Genomic DNA, 15844 nt, shown 5'->3' on the forward strand with positions numbered 1-15844 from the left:
CTTTTTATTGAGCAGAGCATAGAAATGAGATTATTAAGTCTTAAAGGTTCACTATGATTTGTAAACATCATATGAAACGAGGAAAGATGGAGGGACAAATTAATTATATGTACTCACTCTCCTAAGCTATACAATTTGATAGATTAGTTGTATAGCAATGTCTTTATTGTTTACATTGTAAATAACACGTATTATGGTTCTTTCTGTAAACAAAATCACTATTCTATCCGATACATACATAAGGATGATTTATTGTTAAATATACCCTTGAAACTATGATTTCACATATCATTTATATAAAATTCAGATTTTAGGATATTGGATATCTTTTGCACGGCATTGTAATTTCGATTGCAAGAAAGGAGATGGAGCGTGAATCGTGAGGAAATACTTCAACATTTTGCAAATGAGGTCTACGAACCGTTAAAGCACCAAATGTTATTCACGTTGGAAGCCTTTTTTCAAAATCGTAAGCATGCTTTGGCCAAGATATTTCGTAATTCACTGGAGCAGATATTTGAGAAAGTTAGTTTGATGCAACAAGAAGGTAATAAACAGGCCTTGGGATATATATCTTACTCTATGCTTCGTACCGAATTAGCAAACGGAAGAGCGACCTATTTAGTGGAGGCCATGGACAAGACGTGGTTTATGGATCGTCATCCTTGCCAGGATGCTTATGATGCAGAATGGGCCTTTCGCTATTTGGACGAGTGGGAGACGGAATTAAGCAAGCACGCTAAGAAATATGGTGGAAGAATCGGATTAGATGATATAGAAAGAATGAAATTACACGCAGCAACGCATATTCATCAATATATCATTGCTTTGGCGCGTTTTGGTATCACAGAGGAATGGCTGGATGCAATACAGTTTGCTCATGAAATACAGCTGGAAGATGTGTTCGAGCTGAGAGTCGGAGAGTATTTGGATCGAAGCGAAGTCGTTTTTAAACGGGATGTGCGTATCAAAGATTCTAGTATGATGAAAGATTGGCTTGAGGAAAAGAAACCATATGACTACATACATGAAGTTTTTCGGGGGATTGACGGGTCTCAAGGAGATTATGAGGGAATACGTCTGCAATATGCCGATTTGAGTAAAAGTTCCTTTAACAATAGTATTTTTACTGGAGGGAACTTGATTGGTTCCGGTTGGAATAAAGCATGTTTAATAGAAGCTGATTTTAGCAGTTGTTTGATTCAGGAAGCCTGTTTTGAACAAGCCAACTTAAGAGGGGCATCTTTCCGGAATGCAATAGCTGTACCTGGAATTTACCAGTCTGAACGATGGGAAAGACCCGGTTTTCAACCCGTAAGTTTTGCAGGAGCGGATCTTACAGGAGCCCAATTTCAGGGCGCTTACTTACAGGATGCAGATTTCACTGGGGCCGTATTGCAGGGGGCTGACTTTATGGGGGCAGCGTTTGAGGGAGCTTGCTTCAAAGAAGCGGTGCTGGATGGAAGCAGGTTTAGTTTAGGTATGCATCCAGCCGTTCAGAGTCTAACTTAATTTGGATAACACAATGTGGGACAAACGGAATGGAAGGGGCGTGGCATAGTGGAGTATTTCCTTTGTCAGCAGGATGATCGGATGTTGTATGCTGCTGTTCCCGTATGGGACGAAGAGGCAAATGCAGAGACGATGGACCTAAATGACTGGACGAATTGGCCCCCGTCTTATGCTGCACAGTTTAAGGTTAATGGTCACGATTATACGGTTTACCCTGATATTCTGATGGGTTCCAGGATGATGGTATCTGATGCTGTGCATGAATTGTTACAGGTCTACGTTCCGAGCTTGTTCAGCCGTATGGCTTTGCTTCGGGATATGGAACGTTCGCAGCAAAAGTTGTATTGGATGATTCACCCCCCTTTAGTGGATTGTTTGGGTGAGCAAAGCCGATTTCGTCCCGGAGGAACATTGATGGAGCTGGTCGTAGATCGAAAACGTACCGAGGGGAAATCCCTATTGCAAGTCCAAGGGTTGCGTGAAACCTGTACGTTGGTCAATCTGGCATTGGCGGAAAGTCTGCTGCGGAGAGGGACAAGTGGCATCACCTTTCAGGAAGTCGTCATGCAGTAATAAAGAGGGGAGTGGATGATGTATGGAACATCTGGATCATAAAATTATCTCGATGCTACACACAGTAACAGCAGAAAATGCCGAGAATAATCCATCCTTAACTGAGGATGAAGCTTTAAGTCACGCACACGAGAAGGAGCCGTTTGGACAGCTGCTACAAACACTTATGCAAATTGGCGGGGAAAGACTGGTTTTTGCTCAGCGGCTTTTGCTAGATGAACGCATCAGTATAACAATGCCAAAGAGCTTTCGGGATATGCCAATGGATGAGCAACGATTAAAATATCCTTCTCACCATCGCCCAGATTTTATTTTCACCAATGAGGCAGGCACGATTAACCTAACCTTCAAGCATACCGAAAGTCATTTGCAAACAGAAGAGTTGGAGAACTTTACGGATGAGATGGCTCAGGTGGTAAAACAAACCCAGAAATTGACCGAATGGTTTGGTCATGAAGTGTTGGAGGTAGGAGAGAATCGAATAGGATACTGCGAATTTATGACGCCTGTATGGAATGCGCGCATGTACAATTTATCCTTTTTTACGGTGCTGGAAGGACGGGCGCTGATGTGTGCGTTTAACTGTACGGATGAAGAAATGGTGACTTGGAAGCCCGTTGCCCGTAGTATGCTGCTAACGTTGAAAATCGAGTCTGAGCGAAAGGAAGGTAAACCCTTATGACAATAACCAACATTACATATGATCGGTTGCAAATTACGCCATTTGAATTGGTCAGTATTCAGGAATTGCGTATGACTAAGCGACTGAATGAGCACACCCGGCTTTCTTTTACGGCTATTTTACCTGAAGAATTACAGGACAGTTATGTTCAACTGATCGAAGCCGATTCCCCGGTTTGTGTATCACAATTGGATGAGACAGGCACTCCAACACCGCTATTTAACGGAACGGTGCTCCATATGGAAGTCAAAGTGGTCAGAGATGTGTATTACCTGGAAGTCGAGGCGATATCACACACGTATAAACTGGATATTCGCAAAAAAGACAGGTCCTTTCAAGATAAAAATATGAAGGTAGAGGAATTGCTGCGGGCTGTAGGTGGGGATTATCCCGGTTTTGATATTATTGATTCGGCTACAGGGGGAGCAACTTTAGGTCGCATAGCGGTCCAATATCGTGAAACCGATTGGGAGTTCCTCAAGCGGATCGCTTCGCGTTATCACACTTCACTCACGCCTGCCTCGGTGTTTGATGTGCCCAAGTGTTATTTTGGAGTCGAGGAAACCCAGTCAGGGCTTGATGTAACGAATTATCATTATACCGTCAGTAAACGAGTTGCGGATTATCGTTATTTTAACGGCAACGATACAGCCCATGTAAACGAGCATGATTTTATTGATTACCTGGTTGAGGCGGAGCAAGTTTTGGAGTTGGGCAGCACCGTTACTTTTAAAGGTAAAAGCTTGTACGTGTACAAGGTAGACACTCATATGCAAAAGGGTGTGATGCAACACGTGTATACCTTAACTTCTCACAAGGGGTTGAGGCACAAAGAAGTCTTTAACGAACAGCTTATCGGTCTGTCTTTACCAGGTAAAGTCATTCAGGTAGAGCGAGATCGTATCAAATTACACTTGAATATAGATGCCGTTCAAGACCCTGCGAAGGCCCGCTGGTTCACGTATGTTTCTCCTTATACTGCGGAAGGACATAGCGGATGGTACGTGATGCCTGAGTTGGGAGATACCGTGCTACTCTATTTTCCTACGCATCGGGAGGAAGAAGGCATGGCAAGTACATCTTTGCGCCAAAAGAATCAGAGTGTAGAGCAGCATGCGCTTGCTAATCCCGACATCAAATTATTTCGTACGGCCCACGGTAAGGAAATCAAATTAACTCCCGATGAAATTGTAATTACCAGTAAGGAGGGGGCTGTGTATATACAGTTAAATGAGAAAGACGGTATTCGCATTGTGAGTGATAAACAGATTCAATTTTCAGCAGGAGGGAATATCTCCATTCATTCCGGCAGCAAAGTGAAAATCACGGCAGGGGATGAAATTCAAATGACGAGCAAAGGCAGCACCGTATCGCTGAGCGGAATGACGAATGTTCTGGGCAGTGAAGTGAAGACGAACTAAGAAAGGAATGAAAGGGGGAATAGAAGAATGGCAAATAAGTCTCATTCCGATAAGGAACCTATTCAAGCTGGACGGGGAAGTAAACAAGGATACGTTGTTGCTGGAGCGATCTTAAGCTGCAGCTTTGGTACGCAACCAACACGTCTCAAACGTCCGTTCAGTCACGGAGTATATGTAAAAGATAAAGCGCAAATGAACGTTGGAGATTACTTGCTAGGAAGCAATATCAGCAATTTTGGTCGTTGCTCCTGTCCAGCTAATCCAGCGGTCAAAAGCAGTGACATGGTGGATATCTACGGGGTGAAAAAAGCGAACTGTATTCCGGTCATCACCGGACCCTGGATCGGCGGCAAAAATGATGTGCTTGTGGAAGGAGAACCAGCCTTGCTGGATCAATGCTCGAACGCGTGCCTATACGGGGGAATGATTCGGATTACAGACGATGGCCAGACGCTGGAGTAAGGAGGTACAAGTTGGATCATACACAAACGATGTTAACGTATAAGGAGTTGGAATGTACAGGTCCATATCCTCTTCAAACGATCAACGAACTGCATATCGAACGAAAACTAAATGACCACGCTCGGTTAAAGATCAGTGGATGGATAGATGAGGAACAGAGAGATTACTACATAGAGCAGGATCAGGATAACGAGTCTGTCATTATCCGAACCAAAACAGAAAATGGTCAACCTGAACGTATTTTGTTCCATGGTTTACTGGTCCATGCAGAAACACGGATGGTGCGTGGCATCTATTATGTGGAGCTTGAAGCCGTATCTCATACGATTCAGTTGGATATCACACCTGTAACTCGTTCTTATCAGGATACCTTAATGCCCTACGGAAATTTGATCAAGCAAATCATACAGAAGTACAGCCAGGCTGATGTTATTGATAACGCAACAAACGGTGCTACCTTGCATGCCTTTACTTTACAGTATCAGGAGACGGATTGGGCCTTTCTCAAACGGATCGCTTCCCGATTTAGAGCTGTGCTGATACCGGAAATTTCATTGAACGGCCCCAAGTTCTGGTTGGGTATGCCGGAGGGACAATACGTTGAAATGAAGCATCCGGTTTACCGTACTCGACGTAGTTTTGATCCGAATAGGATAGCGGAATTCAGCTATATGATGGAGAGTGAAACGCTTGCCCGGCCCGGAGACCTCACGAATTGGAATGGTGAGCAATGGATAGTGGCAGAAGTCACTTCTGAATTGCGGAAAGGGTTGCTGTTACACGAATATGAACTGGTTCACGAACAGGGAATTCAGCAAACAGAGATTTTGTGCTCGAACCTCACCGGAGCTTCACTCGATGGACGTGTATTAGAAGCCAAATCAGGCCGAATCCGTGTTCATCTTACAGTGGATGAAAAACAAGATCGAGATAAGGCGTGGTGGTTTCCATATGCCAGCAGTTATACCGCCGAAGGACATAGTGGTTGGTACGTCATGCCGGAACGAGGAGATACAGTATCTGTCCGCTTCCCTACAGAGCATGAGGCAGATGGATATGGGGCAAGTTCCAGACGACAAGGGCGAAGCTCGTCCCCCAAGCTTGCTGATCCAGCCACCAAGTATTGGGGGACGCCTCATGGCAAGGACATCAAGCTGAGTGCCAGTGAATTGAAGGTGACGGCTAAATCGGAACAGGTTCACATTCAATTGAATGCATCAGGTGTTCAGGTCGTCAGTGAGCATGAATTGTCATTGTCGGCAGGGAAGATGCTCTCTTTGCATGCAGATGGGGAGCTGAATATTCAAGCTGCTGAGGCTATTTATTTCAAAGCGGGCAGTAGCAGCTTGGTGTTGGATGGAGAAACGGATATACGGTCCGCTAAAGTACAGCTGGAAGGCACGGTTAAAAGACCGGTTTTTGTTGCTGATTTAGCACCGATTTGGGAGCCCCCATTAATGTCTGTAAAAGCCTATGCAGAGGCGCAGGCGGCGAAAAGTGCAGCAAGCAGTAGTACAGGAGGAAGCTCCAATTCAAGCGTTACGTCGAAAGATGGTGGAGTCGTTAAGTCGGCTGTAAACACTCCCAGTTCACCGAAGGCTAGTCTACTGGATGGCGTATTGGGATTAGCTCAGAAAGTATGTGATGTGGCTGCGTCGATTCCCGTATTGGGAGCCATACCGAAAGCAGCAAGTCAAAAAATGGCTTCAATTCGTTCCGAGGTCGCTTCTTCCGGACCGTCATCCATAGTTAAATATGCGGCAGCCGGATTGTCCATGATTGCCAGCGTACCTTCCCATGGCTGGGGAGTGGTGTTGGGGAAGAGCGCCAAGGTTGTTGCCCAAGCCTTACATGCGCACGCGGAGGAACAGAGGGCGCGTGAACGGCATGCAATGATGGATTTTCTGGGCAAGGTGTGGACGAGTGCCAGAGGATATGGAGGAGTACAATCCATACATGACTTCATCAACTATGTAAAGGGAGTCAATCAGGCTTCCGTCCAAGCCTATAGCGATATTCCTCCTGATATACGGGAACGATGGTATCAAAAAAATGTGGATCAACAGTTTGAGGATGCGCTGGATGCCTATTATAATAATCAGGATCTCTCCACAGATATAATCGCATTAATGGAACATCAGTGGCAGACAGACAATCATTTTCGATACAGTGAAAGAGCTTTGATGAGTTCCAAGTATCGGGATGATATGAAAGGGTACACGACGGAACAGAAGAAATATCTAATTGATTTTCTGAATTCGATTGACGAATATAGAAAAGAGTATGGGCCGTATAGGGAAAGTCCTTTTATGAAAGACCTGGATGAGACTGAGCGGATTGTGTTTAATGAAATCAAAAACTCTGCCTATGAGAGTGCAGAGGCGACATGGGAGCGAATACGTAATTTCCCTAATCTAGATATCCATCAGATGTTGATTGATAACTTCGAAGGAAAAAAAGACGTAGCAGATAAAATTGTTAAAGTCATAACGGAGCCAGATGATGTTTATGAAAAAGCAAAAAACAGCTCCAAACAAGAAACTGCCCATCTGTTAGTAGAAGCAGCATTTGCATTTGTTGTTGGAAGGAAAGGAAAGAATCATTCTAAAGATGACGGTACTTCACCAGGAGGATCGCATAAGAAGGATGATCATTCTTCTGAGGGGACGGGAAAAGGTACTTATACTGGAGGAAGAAATCAAAAAGAATTAGATGATCTAGCTCGTGATCCAGCAAGTAATGGAAAAATAGAACCTAAAAATATAAGGGAAAGAGAAGTTGGATTAGCACTCGAAGAAAGAGGTGAATTAGGAAGGTTAATACGTGATCCTCAAAGAGAAAATGGTGCAGAATTTATTGATACATCTTCTGGCTTAAAGTGGGACGTTAAAAGTTTTGAATCTTTTCCAAGTGGTGATAATGGAATTCCTATAACAAATCCCAAAAAGGGTGCTTTTACTATCCAACAAGGTATGAAGAAGCTACAAAAAGAATTTAGTAATGGGAATAACGTGATTATTGACACGAGAAAAATGGAGCCTGAACATATTGAACAAATGAAGAAAGCAATTGATGAAGCAGGAGTAACAGATAAAATAATATGGTATCCTTAAGGGGTGGGGAAATGAAAGGAAATCTTAATAAGAAATTTGAACTCCATAAAAAGTGGATTGATACACTTGGTGAAGAAGGTGAAATGTTAAAGTTAGATGAGGTGGATTTAAGAGGAGTGGATTTATCTGATAAATTGGTTGAACAAGCATATTTGATAGATTGCACTTTTGATGATCTACAATTGGGAAATATCGATTTTCATTCGTCATTATTAGCTTCGTCAACATTTAAAAATGCTTATTTAGAGAATTGTGATTTTTATAAATCTGACATTAGATATACGGATTTTTCTAATTGTATCATTAAAAAATCTAGATTTAGTAAAAGCGACTGTTGGGAAGCAGTATTTAAAAATGCAACTTTAGTAGATTGTAAGTTGAATAATGTACTTTTCTACCTCACTGATTTTAGTAATGCAAAATTAGAAAATGTGGATGTAAGTGTAGCAACATTTGAAGAAGCCGTATTAAACGGAGTGTCATTGAAAAATATCAAAGGTATAGAAGAGGCTCATATTAAAAGTATTAATATAGGGACTTTAGAACAACCAAACATTCTAGTGGATGAAGAAGCTAGAAAATGGTTACAAAACAACAGTTTGAGTAATTAGTAGAATTTAAGAACAATTTCAGATAAGTGGATCCTTTACATTAGTAGGGAGTAAATCGTACAATACAACCAACAAACCAAACACTAAAAAACTTGATAAGTATTAAAGGCTTATTCCAACTTGATGTTTAAGAGGAATGAGTCTTTTTTGCATGTCTAAATACAAGGAGGAAGCAATCAATAGCGGAATTTTTTATGAATAGCTTGAAGAAATATTTGGTCGGAAAAATGCTATAGGAAAAGGAGTATGGGATATGGGACACGTGCCAGGTGAGAAGTATCCTGAAATGCACAAGAGATATTTGGACGGCGAATTAACACCTAAAGAATTCAGGGATTGGTATAATGATCCTCGAAACTACGTACCAGAACTAACATTAAATAATAGGAGTCATACATATGAACAGGGGGTAATTGCGTGAATATTGATATGATTGCAAAACTTAAGAGTGGCGAGGAGTTTATTACTGCTTTTCAGGAAGGGGATCAGTTAAAAACTTATGATGGTGTTTCATTAATTTTTTTCGCAGTTAGTAATAAGAATTTAGATGCTCGACATAAAATCTCGAATTTTCTATTAGAAAGGGTATTGATGTGACATGCTTAAATAGAGACCACGAAAGTGTCCTTCATGTTTTGCTCTCCCAAGTGAAAAACGACATAATTCAGGTAACTCATTTATGTGAACGGTTGATAAAGATGGGTACAGACATAAGTGTATTAGATAAGAAAAACAGATCGGCACTTAAATATATACTGAACATGAAGTATACGGATGATGAATTAAAGCCCCTGTATGATTTGTGGTTTTCCCGAAAAGATTTAGTATTAACTATAAAAGATGATTGGGGTTTGACACCTATCGATTTTGCTAAGAAATTACCTTATAAAAAAAATATTTTAGAAAGGATGGAGGCAAATGTTAAAAGGGAAGAATCCTAAGTATATAGAAGGGACTGGTGGGTGCATTATCTCAAAAAATATATTGGATAATAAAGGTCATTTAAAATGGATACTTAGAGAAGAATCTGTTAATGAAGTGGATAACGGATGGAAATTTTTTTCTGATATAGATAATGACGAATTTATTAATGACCCTAAGAATATGACAGTATGCGATTTTAATACAGTTGTTGGGTTTGAACCAGCTATTCTTGCGATTTATAATTCCCAGTAGGGAGCGATTTACAACTAATTGTAGAGGATAATCAGAGATTTTTTGTGGACAAGCTAACCGGGGAAATAGTTGAATTACGAAGAGTTTTTAAGCACATTTATAATATAAATAATTGATCTGTATGTTGATTCAAATAAAAGCGGCGGTTGAAACAGAAGTGATTCTGTCTTGACCGCCGCTTTTTTAGCTGATCCAGTTGGGTTTTGTCTATGTGATTTTTGAATGGAGCATTCGTTCAATTTTAAATCTATTATCTTTCTTTGAAAAAAACAAATATACCGACATAAAACGACAAATTTTTCATTAGGTAAATGGTATTATTACTTTTGTCTCATTTCGTAGAATTGAGGTGTAGTTAAATAGGTATTATTGATCAATTGGGGAGAGTGGAATATGAAGAAAGTAGGTATGTTGATTTTTTCCTTGCTACTAATTCTAGCACAACCAGGATTTGCACAGGCTGCAACCAGTGGAAAAGAATTAGAGAATCACTGGGCAAGTTCATTAATGAGCGAGTGGCTAGCCAAAGGGATTTTAAAAGGATACGAAAATGGCAAGGTATATCCTGATCGTCAAGTTACAAGGGCAGAGTTTATAACCATACTACATAAGGGGTTTGATGGCCAAAATACTTATGATGTATCGGAAAAGAAAAGCAAGTTTAGCGATGTGGAGGAAAGCAATTGGTATTACAAAGATGTGTTGAAGGCTGTTGATGAGGGATTTATTAAAGGATATCCCAACAACACGTTTCAACCGAATAAGACTCTGACACGTCAAGAAGCTGCAGTTATACTAGCGAACAAGTTGAACCTGAAAGCAGATGATTTAAATCTTTTGAAAGAATATAAGGATTCAAATACTGTAGCTGAATGGGCTAATACTAGCTTTTCCGGTGTCTTAAAACACTCCATACTGCAAGGTTACCCTGATAAGACGCTGATGCCCAAGAATCAGTTAACACGCGCAGAGGCGGTAACCTTACTAGATAAGGCTATTAAATTTGAGGCTTCCAATAAAACTGTAACGATTCCTCCTATTAATTCAGAAAGTAGTACAGATATTAGACAGAATGAAAGTACTCAAACGGGTGGCAGTACTACAAGTAATACGGATACAGATAAAAAATCAAAGAAAAATAAAATTGATACGAAACTGGACTCTGATAAGGATGGTTTGTCTGACTATAAAGAAGAAATGATAGGCACAGATAAACTCAAACCAGATACAGATGGGGACGGTCTAACTGATGGTCAAGAAGTAAACCTAATCGGCACTAACCCATTAAAAATTGATACCGATGGAAATGGTGTGAATGATGGTGATGAGGATAGCGACGGAGATGGCTTGACGAACGCGGAAGAGGTGAAACTTGGAACTAATCCTGGTAACAAGGATACTGATTTCGACGGTTGGGATGATGCCTACGAGTTAAAGAAAGGTACAAATCCACTAGAGGCTGATTCAGATCACGATGGATTAAAGGATTCTATTGAAGAAAAATTAAAAATGGACCCTCTTAATCCCGACACAAATGGTAATGGTATTAAGGATGGAGACGAATCCGTTGAATTTAAAACTGAGATAACCTCCTTTGAGCGTGACTCCAATGTTACCCCTTCAGTAAAAATTACTTCTGATGCCAAAGAGGCAACTTCTACAGTAATTACAAATGTGTATGGAATGGACGCCTTTATTGATAAGGATATTCCGGGGTATATTGGTGCACCTTTTGAGTTCACGACAGATGTCAAATTTGCTACTGCCGCTATCACATTTGAGTATAATCCGAGCTTGGAGTCAGATGATTTCCGTCCGGAAATATTTTACTACAATAAAGAGAAGCAGCTCTTGGAAAAAGTAGAGAATCAAACGTATGATCCGAGTACCCATTCAGTAACAGCGATTGTTCCTCATTTTAGCACTTATATTTTGTTAAACGGTAAGGCCTGGGATGCAGCTTGGGCAAAGGAAATTAGATTACCTAAAAAAGACCCTTCAACGGAGCGTGAACGTAAAGTTGATGTCGTGTTTAGTATTGACACTTCTGGAAGTATGGCTTGGAATGATCCAAAGAAGATGAGATTGCAAGCAGTTAGTAATTTTGTAAGTAAGCTGGAAGAGAATGATAGAGCAGCGATTTATCAATTCGATGATGATTCTGTTCAAAGAATTGCTTTGACCTCTGACAAGCAGTCAGTACAAGATGCTGTGTATAAGGTAAGTGGGTATGGAGGGACTAACATTTACTCTGCTTTAGATTCTGCATTAATAGAGCTAGAGCAAAATGGAGAAGACAATCATGATAAGTTTATTGTTCTGTTAACCGATGGGCAAGGAACTGAGGATAATGATCTTATTGATGATGCGTTACAAAAAGCAAAGAGTGAAAAAATCGCTGTTTATACAATTGGTCTAGGCGATTCTATTGATGAGATAATGCTTAAACGAATTGCATCAGAGACAGGCGGTTCGTATTTCCATGCTACAACTGCAGAATCAATTGACTTGGCGTATGACCATGTAGCGGACGAAACGATTGATGCCTCATTGGCATTGGACAGTGATAAAGATGGAATCCCTGATTATTTTGAAATTAATGGTGTACGCCTAAGTAATGGAAAAATACTGTATAGATTATACCCAGATAATGATGGCAACTTGTACGGATTAGATCCTTATAATGCTGATACAGATGGGGATGGAATCCCCGATGGAGAAGAGCTAGTCCTAGCTTCTAAAAATTATGACCAAGACCCTGTTTATTTTACATTGATCTCAGATCCAACGAAAAAGGACTCTGATGGAGATGGTATGAGTGACACAGTTGATCCTCAGCCTCTAATTTATAATGTTACAGAGCGCCATAATGTTATGGTTAGCGATTTGAGCTATGTGAATTTAGAATTCATACAAGGTAGGGAGTTCGGTGGACCATTAGAAGATGTCATAATAAATAAATTTAAAGATAGCGGTGTTCGCCCTGATAAAGAATTGGAAGGCTGGAAGATTGTTAAGGCTTATGACAGTAAATGGTATGATTTTAGTTTTGGAGCTGTTGCCTTGAAAAAGGGTAATGAAATCATTATTGCATTCAGGGGAACTGAACTTGAGAATGGCTGGGAAAACGTTGCTGTGGATGGAATTAATGATTTAACTATATTCTTTAAAAATGATAATTTTCAAACAAGTAAGGCCGAGGGATTCGTGGCAAATGTAATTGAAGAAAATCCAAATACAGATATCTATATCACGGGTCATTCATTAGGTGGTTTTATAGCAAGTGTTCTGTCTTACGAATTAGCTTCATTAAACCTAACAAGTATCCATGGTGATCGAGATGCATATAAAGTATTCGAAGGAAGTAATTACCGATTTGCCAAGGGAAGAACTTTTAACGCGGCCCCGTTCTTTGTTAATGGATACGCTACAGATTTTGTAAGGAAGTGGGGAATGGATATTTTCACTCCGTTTACAGATAGCCCGGTTCCGCCATTAGCATTGTTGAGTGATGAATATAACGACCGAATCGAAAATTATACAACGGAGGGTGAATTTTTAAGTCTTCTTAAGGAATACGCTGTTGGCTTGCGTTTGGGGAAAGTATTCGAACCATTCCCAAGTAGTGGTGATATGTTGGAGAGACATTCGATTTCTAAGTTTTATGAACATTTTCCACTTAAATAAGTAAAGTTGAAGGAGAATAGACTGACAGGTCTATTCTCTCATTTATTGAAAGGAATGATTATGGTAATGGTAAAATCCAATAAAAGGACACTATCAATTTCGACTGATGAACAACTACAAAATTGTGTTATGTCCAATGTATCTGTTCAGATATATGTGGAGGACGAACTTGATTATGAGGGGGAGATTGTCGGATATTCTGATCATTCTATAACTACAGACGATGGGATTTATTTAAGAGAGAATTGTAGGGTACAGACAAACAGTAATTATCTAAAATTACTAAGATTATAGTTCTACTTTATTTGATATTGAGGCTTGAATGTATTATTAAAGGAGTTTTCATTAATGGAGGAAGTTTACGAGTACTTTGTACATGAATTAGGAATGGATGAGAAAGTTCATAAATTTATGCCTACTAGAAGATGGTTGATGAAAATAGGACTTTTAGTAGCTATTATGTTTGAATTAATTGCCTTGTTCTTTATTAGTACGTGGTACATTTCTATATCTCTAATAGTTTTTGGAATAATAGCATTCTTTATTTTTACTTATTTTTACTGTAAGGGTGTTGGAAAAGTTTTATTAGATAAATATAATGCTAAGTTGACCAATAAATTCCCTTTATCTAGCATTGATTACTACAATTACATCAATGGTGAATTAGCTGTTTATCTTCAGAGTAAGGGTTTGCACACTGAAAAGAAACTAGAGTTACTGATCGATCGGTTCAAAAAAAAAGCAGCTGAGACGTCGGGAAGACGATTTTTTATTCCAGGAATATTTGCCGCTCTAACCCTACCGGTTTGGAACCAAACAGCTGTAAGTCTATTTAAAAATATAAACAATACTCAGCAAATAGTTACTTTGTTCTCAGTTCTATTCATTATTATTGCTACAATGACCTTTATCTCCTCCTATTACATTTCATTCTTTAAACTAATATTTGGTTTAAAAAACCAGCGATGCAAGCTGCTCATTGGTCACCTTGAAGATATTTATATAAAGCTCCTTTAAAAAACTACGAAAAAAATAAATAATAATTAGTGAGAGTTACAGTATGCATGCATCAGAAATCAATTGGAATTTAATCCTTCAAGGGAATATAAGTTTGCTTTGGATTCAGGAAACTATGAAGCCAGAAAATAAAGATAAAAAAGTTGGTGAACTACTTGATACTTTTGTGAACAAGAATAAAGGTTGCTCCGTTTCAAATATTGGTTCTTTAATAATGGCTTCTTACTTATTATTGGTATATCCAAAAGAGGCACTGTCCTATAAAGATATACTAAAAAAAAGATGAGGCAATGCTCAGGAGGATAAGAAATTCAATATCACATGCAAACTTTAATATTGTAGGGGATACGATTGTTTTTAAAGATAAGCTCCCTAAGAAAGATAACTTTAATTTTATATGTAGAATAAAGATTTGTGATTTTGGGAGATTGGTGAATGATTACATGTTCATTGTTAAGGATAAATTTTTTAATAGGTTTGATTAAGGATATCCGAGTCCTATAGAGAATACTAATGGGAATAGAACAAGTACAGATATTATTGATTATATATCGTATTAAACAATTCATACTTTAAAATTCCATGTGTAACAAAAATGCTATTTAAACCAAATAAACGAACTGAGATCAAAAGGGGGATTCTATCTTTGAGGTGCTTAAAAATCATTTCAATGACGTTTATATTGTTATTTTTATTTACCGATGCAGGTTATGCTACTGCAACTATCAACCAACAGAATGCTGAAACAAAAAACAATAGAGATACTTTACAGAATCCTGTAAATGAAATCAATCCTAATGAGGAATTGTTACAGAGAGTATTGGAACAATTACAAGAGAATCAAGTTGACAAAAAAGAAATCTATGATGTACTACTGCAAACTAAGGATGATAAAATAGGCCTTCTCCAAGGTAATATCTCTTCGATTTTAACTTGGGGAGGAATTGTACTAGCTTTGATGACCGTGGCATTTACTTTCTGGTCAATTTGGCTGAATAGACTATTTTCGAAAAAAATAGACGCGATAAATACAAAATATGAGGAGATACAACAATTTTCATTAGATATTAAAAAAAATCGTGAAAGAGTAGAAGATATTCAGAAATTAATAATGCAAGATGAACAAAAGTTGCGGGGATATATAGGTAGATTAGAAGGGTTAGATATAGAAAATAAAGCTTTACAATTTGAGCTGATGTATATTCAGATGAAATATAATATTGAAATATCAAAATTGAAATTTAAAAATGTAATTCAAGAAATTCAACATATTGTAGATAAAATTGATACTTTTAATGTTCATGATCCGAGGGTTAGTGAGCTTCTAAACTCAAATGAGTATGAAAGTTACTATATAGCAGAAGTGATTCCTGAACATCAGCTTAACTGTTTGAAGTGGCTTAAATATAATATAACAGAAAACAAATTTGTGGAGTTAGATGAGGAAAACGAGGAGCGGCCTGATGATGAGATAGAGTCGGAACTTCATGGCGCAGAGTTTATAAAAGGGAAGTTAGAAAAATTACTTAAAGAACTCATGTTATTGTCCTAGCTCTTTGTCTAAGGAGTCAGTAATTCAAACCCATGTTT

Annotated in this window: 15 protein-coding genes; all 15 read left to right on the forward strand. The window is 39.0% G+C overall.

Annotated features, from left to right (window positions below; genetic code table 11):
* Positions 1-372: 372 nt before the first annotated feature.
* Positions 373-1512, forward strand: a complete 1140-nt coding sequence (locus ACWA2B_RS24890; protein WP_449292732.1) for a pentapeptide repeat-containing protein — start codon at positions 373-375, stop codon at positions 1510-1512.
* Positions 1513-1527: 15 nt separating this feature from the next.
* Positions 1528-2085 (forward strand): hypothetical protein, encoded by a 558-nt coding sequence (locus ACWA2B_RS24895; RefSeq protein ID WP_449292733.1) that lies wholly within the window; start codon positions 1528-1530, stop codon positions 2083-2085.
* A 22-nt stretch (positions 2086-2107) separates the two neighbouring features.
* Positions 2108-2767, forward strand: a complete 660-nt coding sequence (locus tag ACWA2B_RS24900) for a hypothetical protein (protein WP_449292734.1) — start codon at positions 2108-2110, stop codon at positions 2765-2767.
* The gene (locus ACWA2B_RS24905; protein WP_449292735.1) at positions 2764-4188 is read left to right on the forward strand and encodes a phage baseplate assembly protein V; all 1425 of its coding nucleotides are present in this window, start codon (positions 2764-2766) and stop codon (positions 4186-4188) included. The genes ACWA2B_RS24900 and ACWA2B_RS24905 overlap by 4 nt, the downstream gene beginning before the upstream one ends.
* Positions 4189-4215: 27 nt before the next feature.
* Positions 4216-4650 carry a DUF4280 domain-containing protein gene (locus ACWA2B_RS24910; protein ID WP_449292736.1) on the forward strand — a complete coding sequence of 145 codons (435 nt, stop codon included), beginning with the start codon at positions 4216-4218 and terminating at the stop codon, positions 4648-4650.
* A gap of 11 nt (positions 4651-4661) precedes the next feature.
* Positions 4662-7763 carry a phage baseplate assembly protein V gene (locus ACWA2B_RS24915; protein WP_449292737.1) on the forward strand — a complete coding sequence of 1034 codons (3102 nt, stop codon included), beginning with the start codon at positions 4662-4664 and terminating at the stop codon, positions 7761-7763.
* Positions 7764-7774: 11 nt separating this feature from the next.
* Entirely contained in the window at positions 7775-8374 is a 600-nt protein-coding gene (locus ACWA2B_RS24920; RefSeq protein WP_449292738.1) for a pentapeptide repeat-containing protein, read from the forward strand.
* Between the two features lie 232 nt (positions 8375-8606).
* Entirely contained in the window at positions 8607-8795 is a 189-nt protein-coding gene (locus ACWA2B_RS24925) for an HNH/ENDO VII family nuclease (RefSeq protein WP_449292758.1), read from the forward strand.
* Entirely contained in the window at positions 8792-8971 is a 180-nt protein-coding gene (locus ACWA2B_RS24930) for a hypothetical protein (protein WP_449292739.1), read from the forward strand. The genes ACWA2B_RS24925 and ACWA2B_RS24930 overlap by 4 nt, the downstream gene beginning before the upstream one ends.
* Positions 8972-9135: 164 nt before the next feature.
* Positions 9136-9315, forward strand: a complete 180-nt coding sequence (locus ACWA2B_RS24935) for a hypothetical protein (RefSeq protein WP_449292740.1) — start codon at positions 9136-9138, stop codon at positions 9313-9315.
* The gene (locus ACWA2B_RS24940; protein WP_449292741.1) at positions 9293-9550 is read left to right on the forward strand and encodes an immunity protein Imm33 domain-containing protein; all 258 of its coding nucleotides are present in this window, start codon (positions 9293-9295) and stop codon (positions 9548-9550) included. The genes ACWA2B_RS24935 and ACWA2B_RS24940 overlap by 23 nt, the downstream gene beginning before the upstream one ends.
* 393 nt (positions 9551-9943) lie before the next feature.
* Positions 9944-13237 carry an S-layer homology domain-containing protein gene (locus ACWA2B_RS24945; RefSeq protein ID WP_449292742.1) on the forward strand — a complete coding sequence of 1098 codons (3294 nt, stop codon included), beginning with the start codon at positions 9944-9946 and terminating at the stop codon, positions 13235-13237.
* Between the two features lie 348 nt (positions 13238-13585).
* On the forward strand, positions 13586-14254 hold the full coding sequence (locus tag ACWA2B_RS24950; protein WP_449292743.1) for a hypothetical protein: 669 nt from the start codon (positions 13586-13588) through the stop codon (positions 14252-14254).
* Positions 14255-14297: 43 nt separating this feature from the next.
* Positions 14298-14540: a hypothetical protein gene (locus tag ACWA2B_RS24955; protein ID WP_449292744.1), complete on the forward strand. Its 243-nt coding sequence runs from the start codon at positions 14298-14300 to the stop codon at positions 14538-14540.
* 384 nt (positions 14541-14924) lie between these two features.
* Complete coding sequence (locus ACWA2B_RS24960; RefSeq protein WP_449292745.1) at positions 14925-15806, forward strand: hypothetical protein; 882 nt, start codon at positions 14925-14927, stop codon at positions 15804-15806.
* Positions 15807-15844: the final 38 nt, after the last annotated feature.

Source organism: Paenibacillus sp. CMM36 (assembly GCF_053570945.1).

Excerpts from the sequence above, each read along its gene's own strand:
- ACWA2B_RS24900 (WP_449292734.1), top strand. The coding sequence starts at position 2,108 with ATGGAACATCTGGATCATAAAATTATCTCGATGCTACACACAGTAACA.
- ACWA2B_RS24905 (WP_449292735.1), top strand. The coding sequence starts at position 2,764 with ATGACAATAACCAACATTACATATGATCGGTTGCAAATTACGCCATTT.
- ACWA2B_RS24910 (WP_449292736.1), top strand. The coding sequence starts at position 4,216 with ATGGCAAATAAGTCTCATTCCGATAAGGAACCTATTCAAGCTGGACGG.
- ACWA2B_RS24920 (WP_449292738.1), top strand. The coding sequence starts at position 7,775 with ATGAAAGGAAATCTTAATAAGAAATTTGAACTCCATAAAAAGTGGATT.
- ACWA2B_RS24935 (WP_449292740.1), top strand. The coding sequence starts at position 9,136 with ATGAAGTATACGGATGATGAATTAAAGCCCCTGTATGATTTGTGGTTT.
- ACWA2B_RS24940 (WP_449292741.1), top strand. The coding sequence starts at position 9,293 with ATGTTAAAAGGGAAGAATCCTAAGTATATAGAAGGGACTGGTGGGTGC.
- ACWA2B_RS24945 (WP_449292742.1), top strand. The coding sequence starts at position 9,944 with ATGAAGAAAGTAGGTATGTTGATTTTTTCCTTGCTACTAATTCTAGCA.
- ACWA2B_RS24950 (WP_449292743.1), top strand. The coding sequence starts at position 13,586 with ATGGAGGAAGTTTACGAGTACTTTGTACATGAATTAGGAATGGATGAG.
- ACWA2B_RS24955 (WP_449292744.1), top strand. The coding sequence starts at position 14,298 with ATGCATGCATCAGAAATCAATTGGAATTTAATCCTTCAAGGGAATATA.
- ACWA2B_RS24960 (WP_449292745.1), top strand. The coding sequence starts at position 14,925 with ATGACGTTTATATTGTTATTTTTATTTACCGATGCAGGTTATGCTACT.